This is a genomic window from Streptomyces shinuiensis (genome assembly GCF_043660855.1).
Lineage (GTDB): Bacteria > Actinomycetota > Actinomycetes > Streptomycetales > Streptomycetaceae > Streptomyces.
Map to the genome: position 1 here is coordinate 3,595,346 of NZ_JBIHML010000001.1, position 15,343 is coordinate 3,610,688.

General features: G+C 75.4%; 12 protein-coding genes. 6 read left to right on the forward strand and 6 right to left on the reverse strand.

Features of this window, described 5'->3' with window-relative positions; all coding sequences use genetic code 11:
* Positions 1-231 precede the first annotated feature (231 nt).
* Together ACGRHY_RS16490 and ACGRHY_RS16495 are read right to left on the reverse strand one after the other, a co-directional pair.
* A complete protein-coding gene (locus tag ACGRHY_RS16490; protein WP_394636096.1) occupies positions 232-3,672 on the reverse strand; it encodes a S41 family peptidase in 3,441 nt (1,146 codons plus the stop codon).
* A gap of 413 nt (positions 3,673-4,085) precedes the next feature.
* Complete coding sequence (locus ACGRHY_RS16495; protein WP_394636097.1) at positions 4,086-4,493, reverse strand: SsgA family sporulation/cell division regulator; 408 nt, start codon at positions 4,491-4,493, stop codon at positions 4,086-4,088.
* 386 nt (positions 4,494-4,879) lie between these two features.
* On the opposite strand from ACGRHY_RS16495, the gene ACGRHY_RS16500 reads away from it, so the two are divergent.
* The 6 genes from ACGRHY_RS16500 (at position 4,880) to ACGRHY_RS16525 (ending at position 10,519) form a co-directional block, all read left to right on the forward strand.
* Complete coding sequence (locus ACGRHY_RS16500) at positions 4,880-6,037, forward strand: energy-coupling factor ABC transporter permease (protein ID WP_394636098.1); 1,158 nt, start codon at positions 4,880-4,882, stop codon at positions 6,035-6,037.
* A 1-nt stretch (position 6,038) separates the two neighbouring features.
* Positions 6,039-6,803 (forward strand): cobalt ECF transporter T component CbiQ, encoded by a 765-nt coding sequence (gene cbiQ / locus ACGRHY_RS16505; RefSeq protein ID WP_394636099.1) that lies wholly within the window; start codon positions 6,039-6,041, stop codon positions 6,801-6,803.
* A complete protein-coding gene (locus tag ACGRHY_RS16510) occupies positions 6,788-7,600 on the forward strand; it encodes an energy-coupling factor ABC transporter ATP-binding protein (protein ID WP_394636100.1) in 813 nt (270 codons plus the stop codon). Before cbiQ ends, ACGRHY_RS16510 begins: the two co-directional genes overlap by 16 nt.
* Before the next feature lie 76 nt (positions 7,601-7,676).
* Positions 7,677-8,855, forward strand: coding sequence for a serine hydrolase domain-containing protein (locus tag ACGRHY_RS16515; RefSeq protein WP_394636101.1), 1,179 nt, complete (start codon positions 7,677-7,679; stop codon positions 8,853-8,855).
* 39 nt (positions 8,856-8,894) lie between these two features.
* Complete coding sequence (locus ACGRHY_RS16520) at positions 8,895-9,701, forward strand: SDR family NAD(P)-dependent oxidoreductase (RefSeq protein ID WP_394636102.1); 807 nt, start codon at positions 8,895-8,897, stop codon at positions 9,699-9,701.
* A 149-nt stretch (positions 9,702-9,850) separates the two neighbouring features.
* Positions 9,851-10,519, forward strand: a complete 669-nt coding sequence (locus ACGRHY_RS16525) for a lytic polysaccharide monooxygenase auxiliary activity family 9 protein (protein ID WP_394638081.1) — start codon at positions 9,851-9,853, stop codon at positions 10,517-10,519.
* A 381-nt stretch (positions 10,520-10,900) separates the two neighbouring features.
* Here the strand turns inward: ACGRHY_RS16525 and ACGRHY_RS16530 are convergent, their stop codons facing one another.
* From ACGRHY_RS16530 to ACGRHY_RS16545, 4 genes are all read right to left on the reverse strand, one after another.
* A complete protein-coding gene (locus tag ACGRHY_RS16530) occupies positions 10,901-11,881 on the reverse strand; it encodes a 4-(cytidine 5'-diphospho)-2-C-methyl-D-erythritol kinase (RefSeq protein ID WP_394636103.1) in 981 nt (326 codons plus the stop codon).
* Positions 11,878-12,720: a 16S rRNA (adenine(1518)-N(6)/adenine(1519)-N(6))-dimethyltransferase RsmA gene (gene rsmA, locus ACGRHY_RS16535; RefSeq protein WP_394638082.1), complete on the reverse strand. Its 843-nt coding sequence runs from the start codon at positions 12,718-12,720 to the stop codon at positions 11,878-11,880. The genes ACGRHY_RS16530 and rsmA overlap by 4 nt, the downstream gene beginning before the upstream one ends.
* Positions 12,721-12,806: 86 nt before the next feature.
* The gene (locus ACGRHY_RS16540; RefSeq protein WP_394636104.1) at positions 12,807-14,333 is read right to left on the reverse strand and encodes a resuscitation-promoting factor; all 1,527 of its coding nucleotides are present in this window, start codon (positions 14,331-14,333) and stop codon (positions 12,807-12,809) included.
* Positions 14,334-14,466: 133 nt separating this feature from the next.
* The gene (locus ACGRHY_RS16545; RefSeq protein ID WP_394636105.1) at positions 14,467-15,297 is read right to left on the reverse strand and encodes a TatD family hydrolase; all 831 of its coding nucleotides are present in this window, start codon (positions 15,295-15,297) and stop codon (positions 14,467-14,469) included.
* Between the last annotated feature and the right edge of the window lie 46 nt (positions 15,298-15,343).

Here is a 15,343-nt window from a genome sequence, read left to right on the forward strand (position 1 = left end):
TGGCAAGCGTGGCGATCCTAGCATCACGCTCCGGCCCATGGACCGGCGTGATGTGTACCCTTTTTCCGTTCCCTGGCGCCTTTTGCTTCACTTCCCTTTTTGTTTCCCCGTCGGTGCCGCACACCCTTGTCGTCTCGAATTCCGGAGGTCCCGGCGGTGCGAGCGGCGACGGTACGGCCCGGGCGGGCCGTACCGTCACGCCGTCACGAGAGGACCGCCGCGGCGGATCCGTCAGGGCCGCGGCGGCAGCGGCGGGCGGCTGCGGTCGGGGACGTCGTCGTAGCCGGGCGGGGCGGCGGCCGGATGGCGTTCCAGCAGGTCGAGCGCGGTTCGCACGGCCGTCTCCAGCATCGGGTGGTGGTCCTCGGCCCAGTCCGTCGGGGTGCGCAGCACCTCGACGTCGGGCTCCACGCCGTGGTTCTCCACCGACCACTTGTACTCGTCGAACCACGCCGCGTTCATCGGCACCGTGATGACCGTGCCGTCGCCGAGCCGGTGCCGCCCGGTCATGCCGACCACTCCGCCCCAGGTGCGGGCGCCGACCACCGGGCCGATGCCCAGCAGCCGGAACGCGGCGGTGATCATGTCGCCGTCGGAGGCGGTGGCCTCGTCGGCCAGGGCCACTATCGGGCCGCGCGGGGCGTTGGAGGCGTAGCTGACCGGCTGGGCGTGACGCACCAGGTCCCAGCCGAGGACGGTGCGGGTCAGAGCCTCGACGACCAGCTCGCTGATGTGGCCGCCCGCGTTGCCGCGCACGTCCACGATCAGCGCGGGCCGGGAGACCTCCATGCGCAGGTCGCGGTTGAACTGCGCCCAGCCGGAGCCGCCCATGTCGGGGATGTGCAGGTAGCCGCAGCGGCCGCCGCTGAGCCTGCGCACCACCGCGCGCCGCCGGCTCACCCAGTCCTGGTAGCGCAGCGGGCGCTCGTCGATGAGGGGGACGACGGCGACCCGGCGGGGGCGCCGCGAGGTGCCGTCCGGGCCGTCGCCGGAACCGCGGGGATCGCCGGCATCGCCGGTGAGGAAGGCCAGTTCGACGGTGGTGCCGCCGGCCGCGGCCAGCAGCGGGAACGGGCCGGCGTCCGGGTCCACCGGGCGTCCGTCGACATGGGTGAGCACCGATCCCTCGCGGATGCCGGAGCCGGCCAGCGGGGAGCGGGCCCGGGAGTCGGAGGAGTCGCCCGGCAGGATGCGCTCCACCCGCCAGCGGCCCTCCCCGTCGCGGGCGAAGTCGGCGCCCAGCAGCCCGATCGGCCGCTGGTAGTGGGCCGGTCCCTCGTTGCGCCGGGCCGGCGAGACGTAGGCATGGGAGGTGCCCAGCTCGCCCACCGTCTCGCGCAGCAGGTCGGCGAACTCGTCCGGGGAGGACACCCGCTCGACCAGCGGGCGGTACTGGTCCAGGATCGCGTCCCAGTCCACGCCGGACATGCCCGGATCCCAGAAGTACGACCGCATGATCCGGCCCGCCTCGTCGAACGCCTGCCGCCACTCGGCGCGCGGATCGGCGTCGTGCAGGATGCGGCGCAGGTCGAGGTGGGTGGTGGAGTCGGCGTCGGCGTGCTCGCCCGCCGGGACGGCCCGCAGGTCGCCGTCGTCGTTGACCACCAGGCGGGTGCCGTCGCCGCTGACCGCGAACCAGTCGATGTCGCCGGTCAGCTCGGTGCGCTTGGCCTTGACCAGGTCGAAGTGCTCCAGGGTGGGGCGGCCGGAGGTGTCGGCCGGGTTGGCGAAGGTCTCGCCCAGCGCCCCGGAGATCGGCCAGCGCAGCCAGACCAGCCCGCCGCCGCTGACCGGGTGCAGCGAGGAGTACTTCGAGGCCGCCACGGGGAAGGGCGTGACGCGGCTGGCCAGCCCCTCGGCCTCCACCAGCACCGTCCCCTCCTCCCCGGCCACCTCGCCGAGGGGGTCCGGGTCCAGGCCGCCGGCCGCCGGGCGGCCCTCGGGGGAGAGGGCGAACGGCGAGGGCGTGGCCGACGACAGCGGCACCAGGTACGGACGGCAGCCCAGTGGGAAGGACAGGTCGCCGGTGTGCACGTCGTACACCGGGTCGAAGCCGCGCCAGGAGAGGAAGGCGAGATAGCGGCCGTCGCGGGTGAAGACGGGCTGCTCGTCCTCGAAGCGGCCCTCGGTGACGTCCAGGATGGTGCGGTCGGACAGGCGGGCGATCCGGATGCGGGTGAGTGCGCCGCCGGTGCCGGGGTGGGCCCAGGCCAGCCACTGGGAGTCGGGCGAGAAGGCGAGGTGGCGGACGGGACCGTTGACGGAGCGGACCAGCTCGGCGACATCGGCGGCTTCCGCTGCTTCGGGGGGCCCGGCGGTTCCGGCGGCCCCGGTGACCTCGGCGGCCTCCCCGTCCCCGTCGCCCTCCGGTCCGGTGCCCCCGTCTCCGCCCTCGTCCCCGGCGTCCAGCAGCAGCAGCCGCCCGTCGTGCGAGGCGACGGCCAGGGTGGCGCCGTCCGGAGAGGCGGTCAGCCCGTGCACCCGCCCCAGCCGCCCCGCGGCGAGCCGCACCGGCTCACGGGCGCCGGTGGCCCGGGGCAGATCGGCGATCTCCACCGCGTCCTCGCCCTCGGCGTCGGTGACGTAGGCGATCCGGCCGGTGGAGCCGAGCATCTCCGGCAGCCGCACCCGCACCCCCGGGGTGTCGGCGATCACCCGGGCCGGGCCGTCGCGGTGGGTGAGCCAGTACAGGCTGCCGCGCACCCCCACCGCGCTGGCGCGCCCGGTGGTGTCCACGGCCAGGGAGTTCACATGCCCCGCGGCCGACACCTGGTAGACGCGGCGCCCGGCGCGCGGCCCCGCCAGCCGCACCGGCAGCCGGCGCGGCCCCGCGCGCGGGGAGAGGTCGTCCACCAGCCACAGCTCGCCCGCGCACTGGTACACCACGCGCTCGCCGTCGGTGGAGGCGTGGCGGGCGTAGAAGTCGGCGTGGTCGGTGTGGCGGCGCAGACCGGTGCCGTCGGGCAGGCAGGAGTAGAGGTTCCCCACCCCCTCGTGATCGGAGAGGAACGCGACCCGGCCACCGACGATCATGGGGCAGTCCAGGTGCCCGTACAGTTCGGGCACCAGGCGCTCGCCCTCCAGCCACAGCCGCCCCATCGCGCCGCCGCGGTAGCGCTTCCAGGAGGCCGGTTCGTGCGGCGGGGTGCCGGTCAGCAGCAGGGTGCGCCGCTCTCCCGCCAGGTCGGCGACGGCGAGGTCCGACACCGGGCCCCAGGGCAGTTGCTCGCCCGGACCGCCGCCGGGCGGCAGCCGGTAGGCCCAGGCGAAGTGCGAGAACGGCTGGCCGTGCGAGGCCACGGCCAGAATGTCCCCCTCGGGCGTCCAGCCGCGGATCTGGGTGTCCACCGCGCCCCAGTACGTCAGTTGCCGCGACGGTCCGCCGTCGACCGGCGTCAGGTGCACCTCGGGGTCCAGGCTGCGCCAGTTCGTGTACGCGATGTGGCGGCCGTCGGGGGAGAAGCGCGGGTGCCCGATGCGCGTGCGGTCCACCGTCAGGCGCCAGGCACGCGGCGGCTGGGCGGCCCCGGGCGCGAGCGGGGCGATCCACAGGTCGTCCTCGGCGGTGAAGCAGAGCAGTTCGCCGTGGAGGTGCGGAAACCTGAGATACGCCCCGGAGGGGTCCGGGGAGGGGAGAGCGGGGGTGCCTGGGGATCCGGAGGTCGCGGTCATCCCTTCCATGGTCGGCAGCCGGGCGGCGGGCGGCAACTCCTGGGAGCGGCGCGGCGGTCGGCGATCCGGATCTCACCGGCGGGTGCGGGGGTCCGGCCGGTTGCGGCGCGGGCCGCTGTCCGCGGTGGCCGCGGGTTCCGGGGCCTGTGGCCCGTATCTGTGCCCCGTGCCGCGGGCTGCGGTGTCCCGGGCGGGGCCGGACAGGCGGCACCGGGGGCGTGTGAGCGGGCGGGCGGTCCGTCCCTGCCGCGTCCGCGGGTCTTTCCGGAGGGGACCTTTGGGTTCTGCGGGGTCTCCTGCGTGACTCCAGGCGGTCCTGCGTGATTCCGGATGATCCCGCGGGTTCCCGGGATTCCCGTTCCGGCCGTCTCCCGGCGCCTGCTTGCCGAAGCGCCGGACGCGCGGCCGCCGCCTCAGCCGAGCAGGGAGGTCAGCCCGCGGTCCAGGTCCAGCTCCAGGTGCTCGGAACCGCCCGGCACCACGCCGTACGTGCCGTGCAGGAAGCGCAGCAGGCCGGTGGTGTCGAACTCGATCACCGCGACCCCCTCGGGAGCGCGCAGTTCGATGACGGCCCGCCCGGGGCCGGACGGCCGGATGTGCACGTCCCCGAGCCCCACCGCGGCCCGCAGCCCGTCCTCCAGCAGCTCGCGGGAGAACACCCAGACGACCTCCTGCCCGTCCAGGGAGACATCGGGTGGGAAGACCAGGCTGACGGCGAAGGGATCGTGGCGGTCGTAGCGCAGCCCGACGGTCACCTCCCGGGTGACCGAGGGGACGGTGATCAGACGTGCCTGGACGCTGTGGTCGACGACTGCGCGCATGGGGTGCTCCTTCTCCGGGGGTCTTTTCTCCTACGACCCCGTCAGAGCGTTTTCATGACGGCATACCGCAGGTAATCGATGTGAGTTCCGCAACAGTTGTGTGAAGGTCCGACATTAATGCCGTCTTCCCTCGGGGCGGGCAAGTATCCCGATCCACCGGCAAACGGATGGGGTGGAAACGCTGGGTCCTCCCGTCCGTCGCACTGCGTGACATTCGTCCGCGGCCTCCCTCCGCGGCCGCCCACCGGCGATGCGGACGCTCTTGCGAAGAGGTTGCAACTACTCCTTACTATCGAGGTGTAGAGCCGCCCCGGCTCCCCGCCCCCGCCGGCCGCGGTGCGGCGGGGCCGGGGCGGCCGTGGAAGCCCGAGAAGCGGAGTCCTGCCATGCACGTGCCCGACGGATTTCTCGACGCCCCGGTCTCGGTGGCCACCGGCGCCGTCGCCGCGGCCGCCGTCGCGGTCAGTCTGCGCGGCGCCCGCCGCGAGCTGGCGGGCGCCGCCGCGTACCACGGAGCGGAGCGCACCGCGCCGCTGGCCGGCCTCGTTGCGGCCTTCGTCTTCGCCGTGCAGATGCTCAACTTCCCCGTGGGCGCGGGCACCAGCGGCCATCTGATGGGCGGGGCGCTGGCGGCGATACTCGTCGGCCCCTACACCGGAGTGCTCGCCCTCTCCGTCGTCCTGCTGATGCAGGCCCTGCTGTTCGCCGACGGCGGCCTCACCGCGCTGGGCACCAACATCACCCTGATCGGCGTCGTCACCGTCGTCACCTCCTACGCCGTCTTCCGTGCCCTGGTACGGGTCCTGCCGCGCCGCCGTGGCTCGGTCACCGCCGCCTCCTTCGTCTCCGCACTGCTCTCCGTACCGGCCGCCGCCGCCGTCTTCACCGGCCTGTACGCACTCGGCGGCACCGCCGAGGTCTCCCTGGGCAAGGTCCTCACCGCGATGCTCGGCGTCCACACGCTGATCGGCGTCGGAGAGGCGCTCATCACCACCGCCACCGTCGGCGCCGTCCTGGCCGTCCGCCCGGACCTGGTGTACGCCGCCCGCGGAACGGCCCGCCCCCTCGTCCTGCGCAGCGGCCCGGTCGCCACCCCCGGCTCGGGCCCCGTCCCGCAGGCCGTCACCACCTCCACCACCGCCGAGCCGGCCGTGCCCCCCGTGCCCGCCGCGCGTCCCGCCTCCGCCCGGAAGGTCTGGGCGGGCGGGCTGGCCGCCACGCTCCTGTGCGCCGGCGTCGTCAGCTTCTACGCCTCCGCCGCCCCCGACGGCCTGGAGAGGGTCGCCGGCGAGTACGGCATCTCCTCCCGGGAGGAGGAGCACGGCCTGGCCGGCTCCCCGCTCGCCGACTACGGCATCGCGTCCATCACCGACGAGCGCCTCTCCGGCGGGCTCGCCGGCGTCATCGGCGCCGGCACGACGCTGGCCGCCGGCACCGGCGTCCTCGTCGTGGTGCGCCGCCGCAGGAACGCCGCGGCGACCGCGGGCGGGAGCGCCGGCCGTGCGGGGAGCGGGGCCGGCCGCACCCCCGCCGGGAACGCCTGAGATGGGCGCCGGACACGCCCACCGGCTCCACCGCCCCGGGCACTCGCCCGTGCACCGCCTCCCCGCCCACACCAAGATCGCGGCCGTCCTCGCCTTCGTCCTCACCGTCGTCGCCACCCCGCGCGAGGCGGTGTGGGCCTTCGGTGCCTACGCGCTGCTGCTGGCCGCCGTCGCCGCGCTCTCCCGCGTCCCCGCCCGCCATCTGCTGAAGCGCATGCTGATCGAGGTCCCCTTCGTCGCCTTCGCGGTGCTGATGCCCTTCGTCGCGGAGGGTCCGTACGTGGAGGCGCTGGGCATGTCGCTGAGCCGGTCCGGCCTGTGGGGTGCCTGGAACGTCCTGGCCAAGGGCACCCTCGGCGTCGCCGCCTCCGTCCTGCTGGCCTCCACCACCGAGTTGCGCGAGATCCTCCTGGGCCTCCAGCGGCTGCGCATGCCGCCGCTGCTGGTGCAGATCGCCTCCTTCATGATCCGCTACGGCGACGTGATCGCCGACGAGATGCGCCGGATGCGCCTGGCCCGCCTCTCGCGCGGCTTCACCGCCCGCGGCGTGCGGCAGTGGGGCGTGCTCGCCAAGACCGCCGGGGCGCTGTTCATCCGCGCCTACGAGCGCGGCGAGCGCGTCCACCTGGCCATGGTCAGCCGCGGCTACACCGGCACCATGCCCGCCACCGACGAGACGGCCGCCACCCGCGTCCAGTGGTCCTCCGCCGCCGCCCTCCCGCTCGCCGCGCTCGCGGTCTGCCTGGTGGGATGGTGGACCCTGTGACAGCAGCCGATCCGCGAACCGACACCACCCCGCCCCCGCCCCCGTCCCTGGAGATCTCCGGCCTCGCCTACGCCTACCCAGACGGCCACCAGGCCCTCTTCGGCGTCGACCTCACGGTGGCGCGCGGCGAGCGCGTCGCGCTGCTCGGGCCGAACGGCGCCGGCAAGACCACCCTCGTGCTCCACCTCAACGGCATCCTCACCGGCGGCGCGGGAAGCGTCACCGTGGCCGGACTGCGGGTGGACCCGTCGGACAGGGCCGCCCTGGCCGAGGTCCGCCGCCGCGTCGGCATCGTCTTCCAGGACCCCGACGACCAGCTCTTCATGCCCACCGTCCGCGAGGACGTCGCCTTCGGCCCCGCCAACGCCGGGCTGCGCGGTGCCGAACTCCGGGCCCGGGTGCACGACGCGCTGGCCCTGGTCGGGATGGAGGAGTACGCCGACCGCCCCCCGCACCACCTCTCCTTCGGCCAGCGGCGCCGGGTGGCGGTGGCCACCGTGCTGGCCATGCGGCCGGAGATCCTCGTCCTGGACGAACCCTCCTCCAACCTCGACCCCGCCTCCCGCCGCGAACTGGCCGACATCCTGCGGTCGCTGGACGTCACCGTGCTCATGGTCACCCACGACCTGCCCTACGCACTGGAGCTGTGCCCCCGCTCGGTCGTCCTCGGCGAGGGCGTCATCGCCGCCGACGGCCCCACCCGGGACCTGCTGTGCGACGAGGCGCTGATGCGCGCCCACCGCCTGGAGCTGCCCTTCGGATTCGACCCCCGGTCGGTGTCGCTGCCGCACGCGTAGCACCATGTACGGCGGCACACATCGGTGCACACACCGGTGCACACATCACCTTTCGACCGGCGGGAGCACGAAGACAGTGGTGGACGTCCAGGGCACGGTGTCGGACGGCTACGAGCCGGTCCGTGAGGCCTTCCGCGCCAACCTGACCGAGCGCGGCGACCGGGGCGCGGCCGTGTCCGTCTACCGGGACGGGCACAAGGTCGCCGACCTGTGGGGCGGCCTGGCCGACCCCTGCGGGCGGGAGCCCTGGACCGAGGGCACCGCCCAGGTCGTCCGCTCGGTCACCAAGGGCCCGGCCGCCGCCGTCCTCCACCTGCTGCACCAGCGCGGCCGCCTGGACCTGGACGCGCCGGTGGGCACCTACTGGCCGGAGTTCAAGGCGGCGGGCAAGGAGCGCGTACCGGTCCGCCATCTGCTCACCCACCGCGCCGGGCTGCCCGCCCTGGACGCCCCCCTCACGCCGGAGCAGGCGCTCGACGGCGTCTCCGGACCGTGCGCCGTCGCCGCCCAGGAGCCCGCCTGGGAGCCGGGCACCGCGCACGGCTACCACGCGCAGACCTACGGCTGGCTGCTGGGCGAGCTGGTGCGGCGGGTCACCGGGCGGAGCCTGGGCCGCTGGTTCGCCGAGGAGATCGCCGCACCGCTCGGCCTCGACCTGTGGATCGGGCTGCCCGCCGGCCAGGCGCACCGGGTGGGCCGGATCGCCGGGGTGGACGCCCCGCCCGCGCCCGCCTCCGCCGGGCTGCGGGTGCGCCCCAAGCGCGAGGTCGCCGACGCCTGGCGCGATCCGCACTCCCTCACCCGCCGCGCCTTCGGCGCCATCGACCCGCAGCCCGACGAGAACGACCCCGCCTACCGGGCCGCCGAGCTCGCAGCCTCCTCCGGCGTGGCCACCGCCCGTTCCCTGGCCCGCTTCTACGCGGCGCTCATCGGCGACCTCGGCGACGGCACCCGCCGGCTGTACGCCCCCGCCACCCTCACCCAGGCGCGTACCGAGGAGTCGGCCGGACCCGACCGCGTCCTGCTGGTCGCCACCCGCTTCGGCCTGGGCTACATGCTCCACGGGCCGTCCTCGCCGATGCTGGGCCCCGGTTCCTTCGGCCACTCCGGCCGCGGCGGCTCGCTGGCCTTCGCCGACCCGGAGACGGGACTGGCCTTCGCCTACGTCACCAACTCCCTCCAGAAGTCGGTCACCTCCGACCCGCGCGCCCAGGCCCTCGTACGCGCGCTGAGGAAGGCGGCGGCGGACGGCTGACCCGGGTCCTCGGGCCCGGGAGGATGGCAAGCTGGCCCGATGCAGCGGTTCGAGGAACGCCTGAGGGGCTACGCGGTACTCGTCACGGGCGCGGGGCGGGGCATCGGCGCGGCGGTCTGCCGGCGGCTGGCCGCCGAGGGCGCCCGGGTGCTGGCCACCGACATCGACGCCGAGAGCGCCGGGCGAACGGCCCGGGAGGCGGCCGGGGCGGGCGGGCAGGCCGGCCACACCGTCTGCGACGTGGGCGACGACGACTCGGTGCGGGCGGCCGTCGCCCACGCGGTGGATCGGTTCGGCGGCCTGGACGTCCTGGTCAACAACGCCTACGGCGTCCCGTCCGAGCCCCCGCTCTTCGAGGACCTGCCGGAGGGGGAGTGGCAGCGCGGCCTGGACCTCACCCTCACCGGCGCGTTCCGCTGCGTCCGCGCCGCCCTGCCCCACCTGGCCGCCGCCCCCCACCGGCGCGGGGCCGTCGTCAGCGTCGGCTCCGTCAACGGCGAGCGCGACTTCGGCGGGCACGCCTACAGCGCCGCCAAGGCGGGGCTGGCCTCCCTGACCCGCACCCTGGCCGGGCACGCCGCCCCGCGCGGCGTAAGGGTCAACCTGGTCGCGCCGGGGACCGTCGCCACCCGGGCGTGGGACGGCCGCGGCGAGGTGCTGGAGCGCGCGGCCCGCGAGTATCCGCTGGGCCGGGTGGGCCGCCCCGAGGACATCGCCGCGGCCGTCGCCTTCCTCGCCTCCTCCGACGCGTCCTGGATCACCGGGCTGACCCTCCCGGTCGACGGCGGGCTGCTGGTCTCCAACCTCGGGCTGCGCCGCGCGCTCGGCGGGGAGGAGTCCGGCTGACCGGACGCTCCCCGCTGCCCGGACGCGCGGTGTTTCGGCCACGTTGACGGGACGGAGTTTTCTGTTCCGTGCCCCCGGGTAAAGTCGCGGTGACATGGGAGCGCTCCCAAACGCCGGAAACCCCACAGCCGGAAAACGGAGACCGCATGATGCATTGTCATGACCGGGCTGAATCCCCCCGCTGGTCCGTCCGCGCGCTGGTCGTCCTCTTCGCAGGACTGCTGGCCCTGATCCCCTGGACCGACACGGCCTCGGCGCACGGCGGGATCGTCAACCCCGCCTTCCGCGCCTACAGCTGCTGGGAGCGGTGGGGCGACGACCACCTGAACCCGAACATGCAGCAGGAAGACCCGATGTGCTACCAGGCGTGGCAGGCCAACCCCAACACCATGTGGAACTGGAACGGCCTGTACCGCAACGGCGTCGGCGGCGACTTCCAGGCCGCCCTCCCCGACGGGAAGCTGTGCAGCGGCGGCGGCGCCGAGGGCGGCCGCTACAACTCCCTGGACGCCGTCGGTCCGTGGAAGACGACGGACATCGGCAACGACTTCACGATGCACCTGTACGACCAGGCCAGCCACGGCGCGGACTTCTTCCGCGTCTACGTCACCAGGCAGGGCTTCGACGCCACCCGCGAGCCGCTGGGCTGGGACGACCTGGAGCTGGTGAGGACCACCGGCCGATACGCCCCCGCCCAGAACATCTCGTTCGACGTCAGTGCCCCCGGTCGCAGCGGCCGCCACATCGTCTTCACGATCTGGCAGGCCTCGCACATGGACCAGTCGTACTACCTGTGCAGCGACGTCAACTTCCGCTGACCCCGGTCCGCCGGTCCGCATCCCGGCGACATCGGTAGTGGCACCGGCCCCGCCGGACGCGCCCGCGTCCGGCGGGGCCGGTGGCGTCCGGGCCTGCTCCGCACGGTGTCCCGCACGTTCCACCGGCAGCGGACCCGCGGCCGCCATGGCCGCCGCCGGGGCGGTGACGGGGCGGTGACGGGGACGGCGGCCATCAGCCGGTGGCCGGGCACCACCGTGCCGGTCGAGGCCACGCGCAGCAGGTCGGCGAAGTGATCGCGCGAGGCGGGTGCGGCCGCGGGGGTTCCCGTGGTCCGCGTACGCGCAGCCCGGCGCGCGACGACGCCCGCCCGGCGGGGCGCCGGTGCACAAGAGCCCCGCCGGGAACGTGCGTCGCGGTACTCAGCCCGCCGGGCGGACCACCGTGGCGCCCGGCGCCGGGCTCGTGGCGGTGTGGGCGGTGCGGCAGACGCCCGAGGCGCGCAGGGCGAAGGCGACGTCCGAGGCCGCCGCGGCGTCCCCGGCCAGGAAGGCGCAGGTCGGGCCGGAGCCGGAGACCAGGGCGGCCAGCGCGCCCGCCTGAGTGCCCACCGCCAGGGTGTCGTCCAGGGACGGCAGCAGGCAGACGGCGGCGGGCTGGAGGTCGTTGGACAGTTGCCCGGCCAGTGCGGCCGCGTCCCCGGCGCGCAGCGCGTCCAGCAGCGCGGGGGACGCCTCGGGAGCGGGTACGGCGTCGGCGCCCGCGCCGCCGCCGCGCGCCTCGCGCAGCCGGTCGCACTCGCGGTAGACGGCCGGGGTGGACAGCCCGCCCTCGGCGACGGCGAACACCCAGTGGAAGACGCCGCCCACCTCCAGCGGCGTCAGCAACTCGCCCCGGCCCCGGCCCAGCGCCGCGCCGCCGACCAGGGAGAAGGGCACGTCCGACCCCAGCCCGGCGCAGATCTCCAGCAGTTCCTCACGCGAGGCGCCCGTGCCCCACAGCGCGTCGCAGGCCAGCAGCGCGCCCGCCGCGTCCGCACTGCCGCCGGCCATGCCGCCGGCCACGGGGATCTCCTTGTTGATGTGCAGATGGACGTCCGGCACGATGCCGTACCGCGCGGCGAGCGCGTCGGCGGCGCGGACGGCCAGATTGGTGCGGTCCAGCGGCACCTGGTCGGTGTCCGGCCCGGAGCAGGTGACGCGCGGGCCCTCGCCGGGCGCCGTGGCGGTGGCGGTGACATCGTCGTACAGGCCGACAGCCAGGAAGACGTTGGCCAGGTCGTGGAAGCCGTCCGGCCGCAGCCCGCCCACCGCGAGCTGCACGTTGACCTTGGCGGGTACGCGTACGGTGACCGGCGCGGCGGTGCGGGCGGTGCCCGTGCCGGCCGTCTGTGCGGTGCTCATGCGCTGGTGGTGCCCTTCCGCTCCGCGATGGCCGCGAAGTCCTCGATCGTCAGTGACTCCCCCCGGGCGCGGGGGTCGATCCCCGCGGCCGTCAGCGCCGCCTCGGCCGCCGCGGCCGAGCCCGCCCAGCCCGCCAGCGCCGCACGCAGCGTCTTGCGGCGCTGGGCGAAGGCGGCGTCCACCGCGGCGAAGACCTCACGCCGGGTGGCGCCGGTGCGCGGCGGGTCGCGCCGGGTCAGCGACACCAGCCCGGAGTCCACGTTGGGCGCGGGCCAGAAGACGTTGCGCCCGATGGCCCCGGCCCGCCGCACCTCCGCGTACCAGGCGGCCTTCACCGACGGCACCCCGTAGACCTTCGAGCCCGGTTCGGCCGCGAGCCGGTCGGCGACCTCGGCCTGGACCATCACCAGACCGTGCTCGATGGACGGGAACGTCGCCAGCATGTGCAGCAGGACGGGTACGGCGACGTTGTAGGGGAGGTTGGCGACCAGCGCGGTGGGCTTCGGCCCGGGCAGCTCGGTGACGCGCATCGCGTCGTGGTGGACGAGCGCGAAGCGGTCGGCCCGGCCGGGCAGCCGGGCGGAGACGGTCGCGGGCAGCGCCGCCGCCAGCACGTCGTCGATCTCCACCGCCGTCACCCGGGCGGCCTCCTGGAGCAGCGCCAGTGTCAGCGACCCCAGCCCCGGGCCGACCTCGACCACCACGTCCTCGGGGCCCACCCGCGCGGTCCGCACGATCCGGCGGACGGTGTTGGCGTCGATGACGAAGTTCTGGCCGCGCTGCTTGGTGGGACGCACCCCCAGCGCGGCGGCCAGCTCGCGGATGTCGGCGGGGCCCAGGAGGGCACCGGACCCGGTGCCGGTGCCGGTGCCGTCGCCGGGTCCGGTGTCGGCGCCGGGGGGCGGGGGAGGGGAGGGGGCTGAGCTCACCGGTGCAGTTTACGGCCGCACACCGGCCAGGGACTCGCGCCCTTCTGCACGTACAGCTTCTTCGCCCGGTAGGTCTGCTCGGCCGGCGGAGCGTCCTGCGGGCGGCCCTTCCCGCCCAGGGCGCGCCAGGTGCGGGTGTCGAACTGGTAGAGCCCGCCGTGGGTGCCGCCGGGGTCCACCGCGTCCGGCCGGCCGCCGGACTCGCAGCGGGCCAGGGCCTCCCAGTCCAGGCCGTCGGCGCCCCGCACCGAGGAGGGCGGCTCGGCGGTGCCCACGCGCACGACCTGCGGCCTGGGCGCGCGTACCACCACCGTCCCGGTGAGCCGGGGCCGCTGACGCACCCCGTTGACCGTGCGCACCTCGTAGGTGAGCCGGCGCAGCCCCGGCAGGCCCGTCTGCTCCACCACCTCGGTGCCGCGGAACAGCGCCGGGTCCTCGCGCCGTTCGGTGGTGTACGGGACGGGCTCGTCGCGCACCCGCTCGGTCTCGGTGATGCGCAGCACGGTGACGGTCTGGCCCTCGCGGGGGACGGAGTCAGGGTCCACCGAGGCGCGGTCCGCGCCGCGCAGCTCGACCCCCGCGTCGGCCAGTGCCCCGCGCACGGTCGCGGCGCTGGTGCGGACGGTGTGCTCGCGGCCGTCGGCCAGGACGGTCACGCTCCGCTCGGTCCACACGGTCAGCGCCAGGCCGTCGCGCCCGATGCGCCGGTCGCGTGGCACCGACACACGCGCCCCCTCCGGGCGCACCCCGAGCCCGCGCAGCGCCGCCTCCACGGTGGCGGCGGTGGTCCACACCCGCCGGGGGCGGCCGTCGAGGGTGAGGGTCAGCGGACGGCCGTAGCGGACGGTGACGCTGTCGCCGTGGGAGAGGGGCTCGCCGGGGGCGGGGGAGACGGCGTCGTGCGCGCCGACGGACACGCCCTCGTCGGCCAGGAGTTCGGAGACGTCGTCGGCGAAGGTGTGGAGGGTGCGCGGCCCGTCCTCGCCCTCCACCGACAGGCTGACGGCCTTGTCGTCCACGACGAAGGCGGAGGTGCCGCCGGCCAGGAAGGCGACGACGAGGGCCTGCGGCAGCAGGCGGCGCAGGGCCTCGGGGCGCTGGGCGGCCTTCCGCTGCCGTGCGGCCCGGCGGGCGGCGGCCCGGCCGCCGCCCGCACCGTCCGCGGGGCCGTCCGCGGGACCGCCGGTGGGCTGCCGGGGCAGCCACGGGGCGGGGCCGAAGGCTCCGGGGTGCCCGGAGTGCCCGGGGTGCTCCGGGGGTTCCGGAGTCTCCGGGAGCGGGGGCGCCTCGGGCGGCCCGTACACGCCGGGGTCCTCGTACGCGCCGTACGTGCCGTGGTCCCCGTATGCGCCGTACGGCTCGTAGCGGAGCTCGTACGAGGGCCGGTAGGTGTCGTACGGGTCCCGCTCGTGATCCGGCCCGCCGTACCCCTGGCCGCGGTACTCCCACGGGTTCCACGGCCGGTGCGGCGGCGCGGAGGGGTACGCGTACTCGTACTGCTGGATCCCCTGCGGATGGCTCACGACGTGCTCCCAAGCGGTCCTGGTGGCGGGCCGGGACCCTAGCGGAGCATCCGTCACTCTCCCAAGTCGTATGACTACCCAAAGTTGCGAAAAGCGGGCCGCCACACCGCGCGCGCCGGCCGCCGGGCGCCCGTCAGTAGCCGAACGCGCGGGCCGTGTTGGCCGCGACGTGCTCCGCGAGTGCGTCCTCGTCCAGCCCCTTGACCTCGGCCATCGCACGCAGCGTGTACGGGATCATGTACGGCGCGTTGGGGCGACCGCGGTACGGGGCCGGGGTCAGGAACGGCGCGTCGGTCTCCACCAGCAGCAGCTCCGGCGGGGCGGCGGCCAGCGCCTCGCGCAGCGGCCGCGCGTTCTTGAAGGTGACGTTGCCGGCGAAGGACATGAACCAGCCCTTCGACGCGCACACCCCGGCCATCGCGGCGTCGCCGGAGAAGCAGTGGAAGACCGTCCGCCCGGGGGCGCCCTCCTCCTCCAGGACGCGCAGCACGTCCTCGTGGGCGTCCCGGTCGTGGATCACCAGGGCCTTGTCCAGCCGCTTGGCGGCCTCGATGTGGCGGCGGAAGGAGTACCGCTGGGCCTCCCGCCCCTCCTCGCCCGTCCTGAAGTGGTCCAGGCCGGTCTCGCCGACGGCCAGCACCTCCGGCCGCGCGGCCAGCTCGGCGATCTCCTCCAGAGCGGCGTCCAGTGCCTTCCGCCCCCCGTCCCGCTCCAGCCGCGGCGCCTCGTTGGGGTGCAGGGCGACGGCGGCCCACACCGCGTCGTGCTCGGCGGCCACCCGCGCCGACCAGCGGGACCGCTCCAGGTCGCAGCCGACCTGCACCAGGGTCGTCACGCCCACCGCGGCGGCCGCGGCTACGGTCCGACCGACCGTGGCGTCCTGCATGTCGATGTGGGTGTGCGAGTCGGCGACCGGCACGTTCAGCGGTACGGGCGGCGGCGCGGGCCGCGCGGACTTCTCCATGGCCGCGATCCTAGGACGCCCGCCCGGGCCGTTCGCCGCCCGCCCG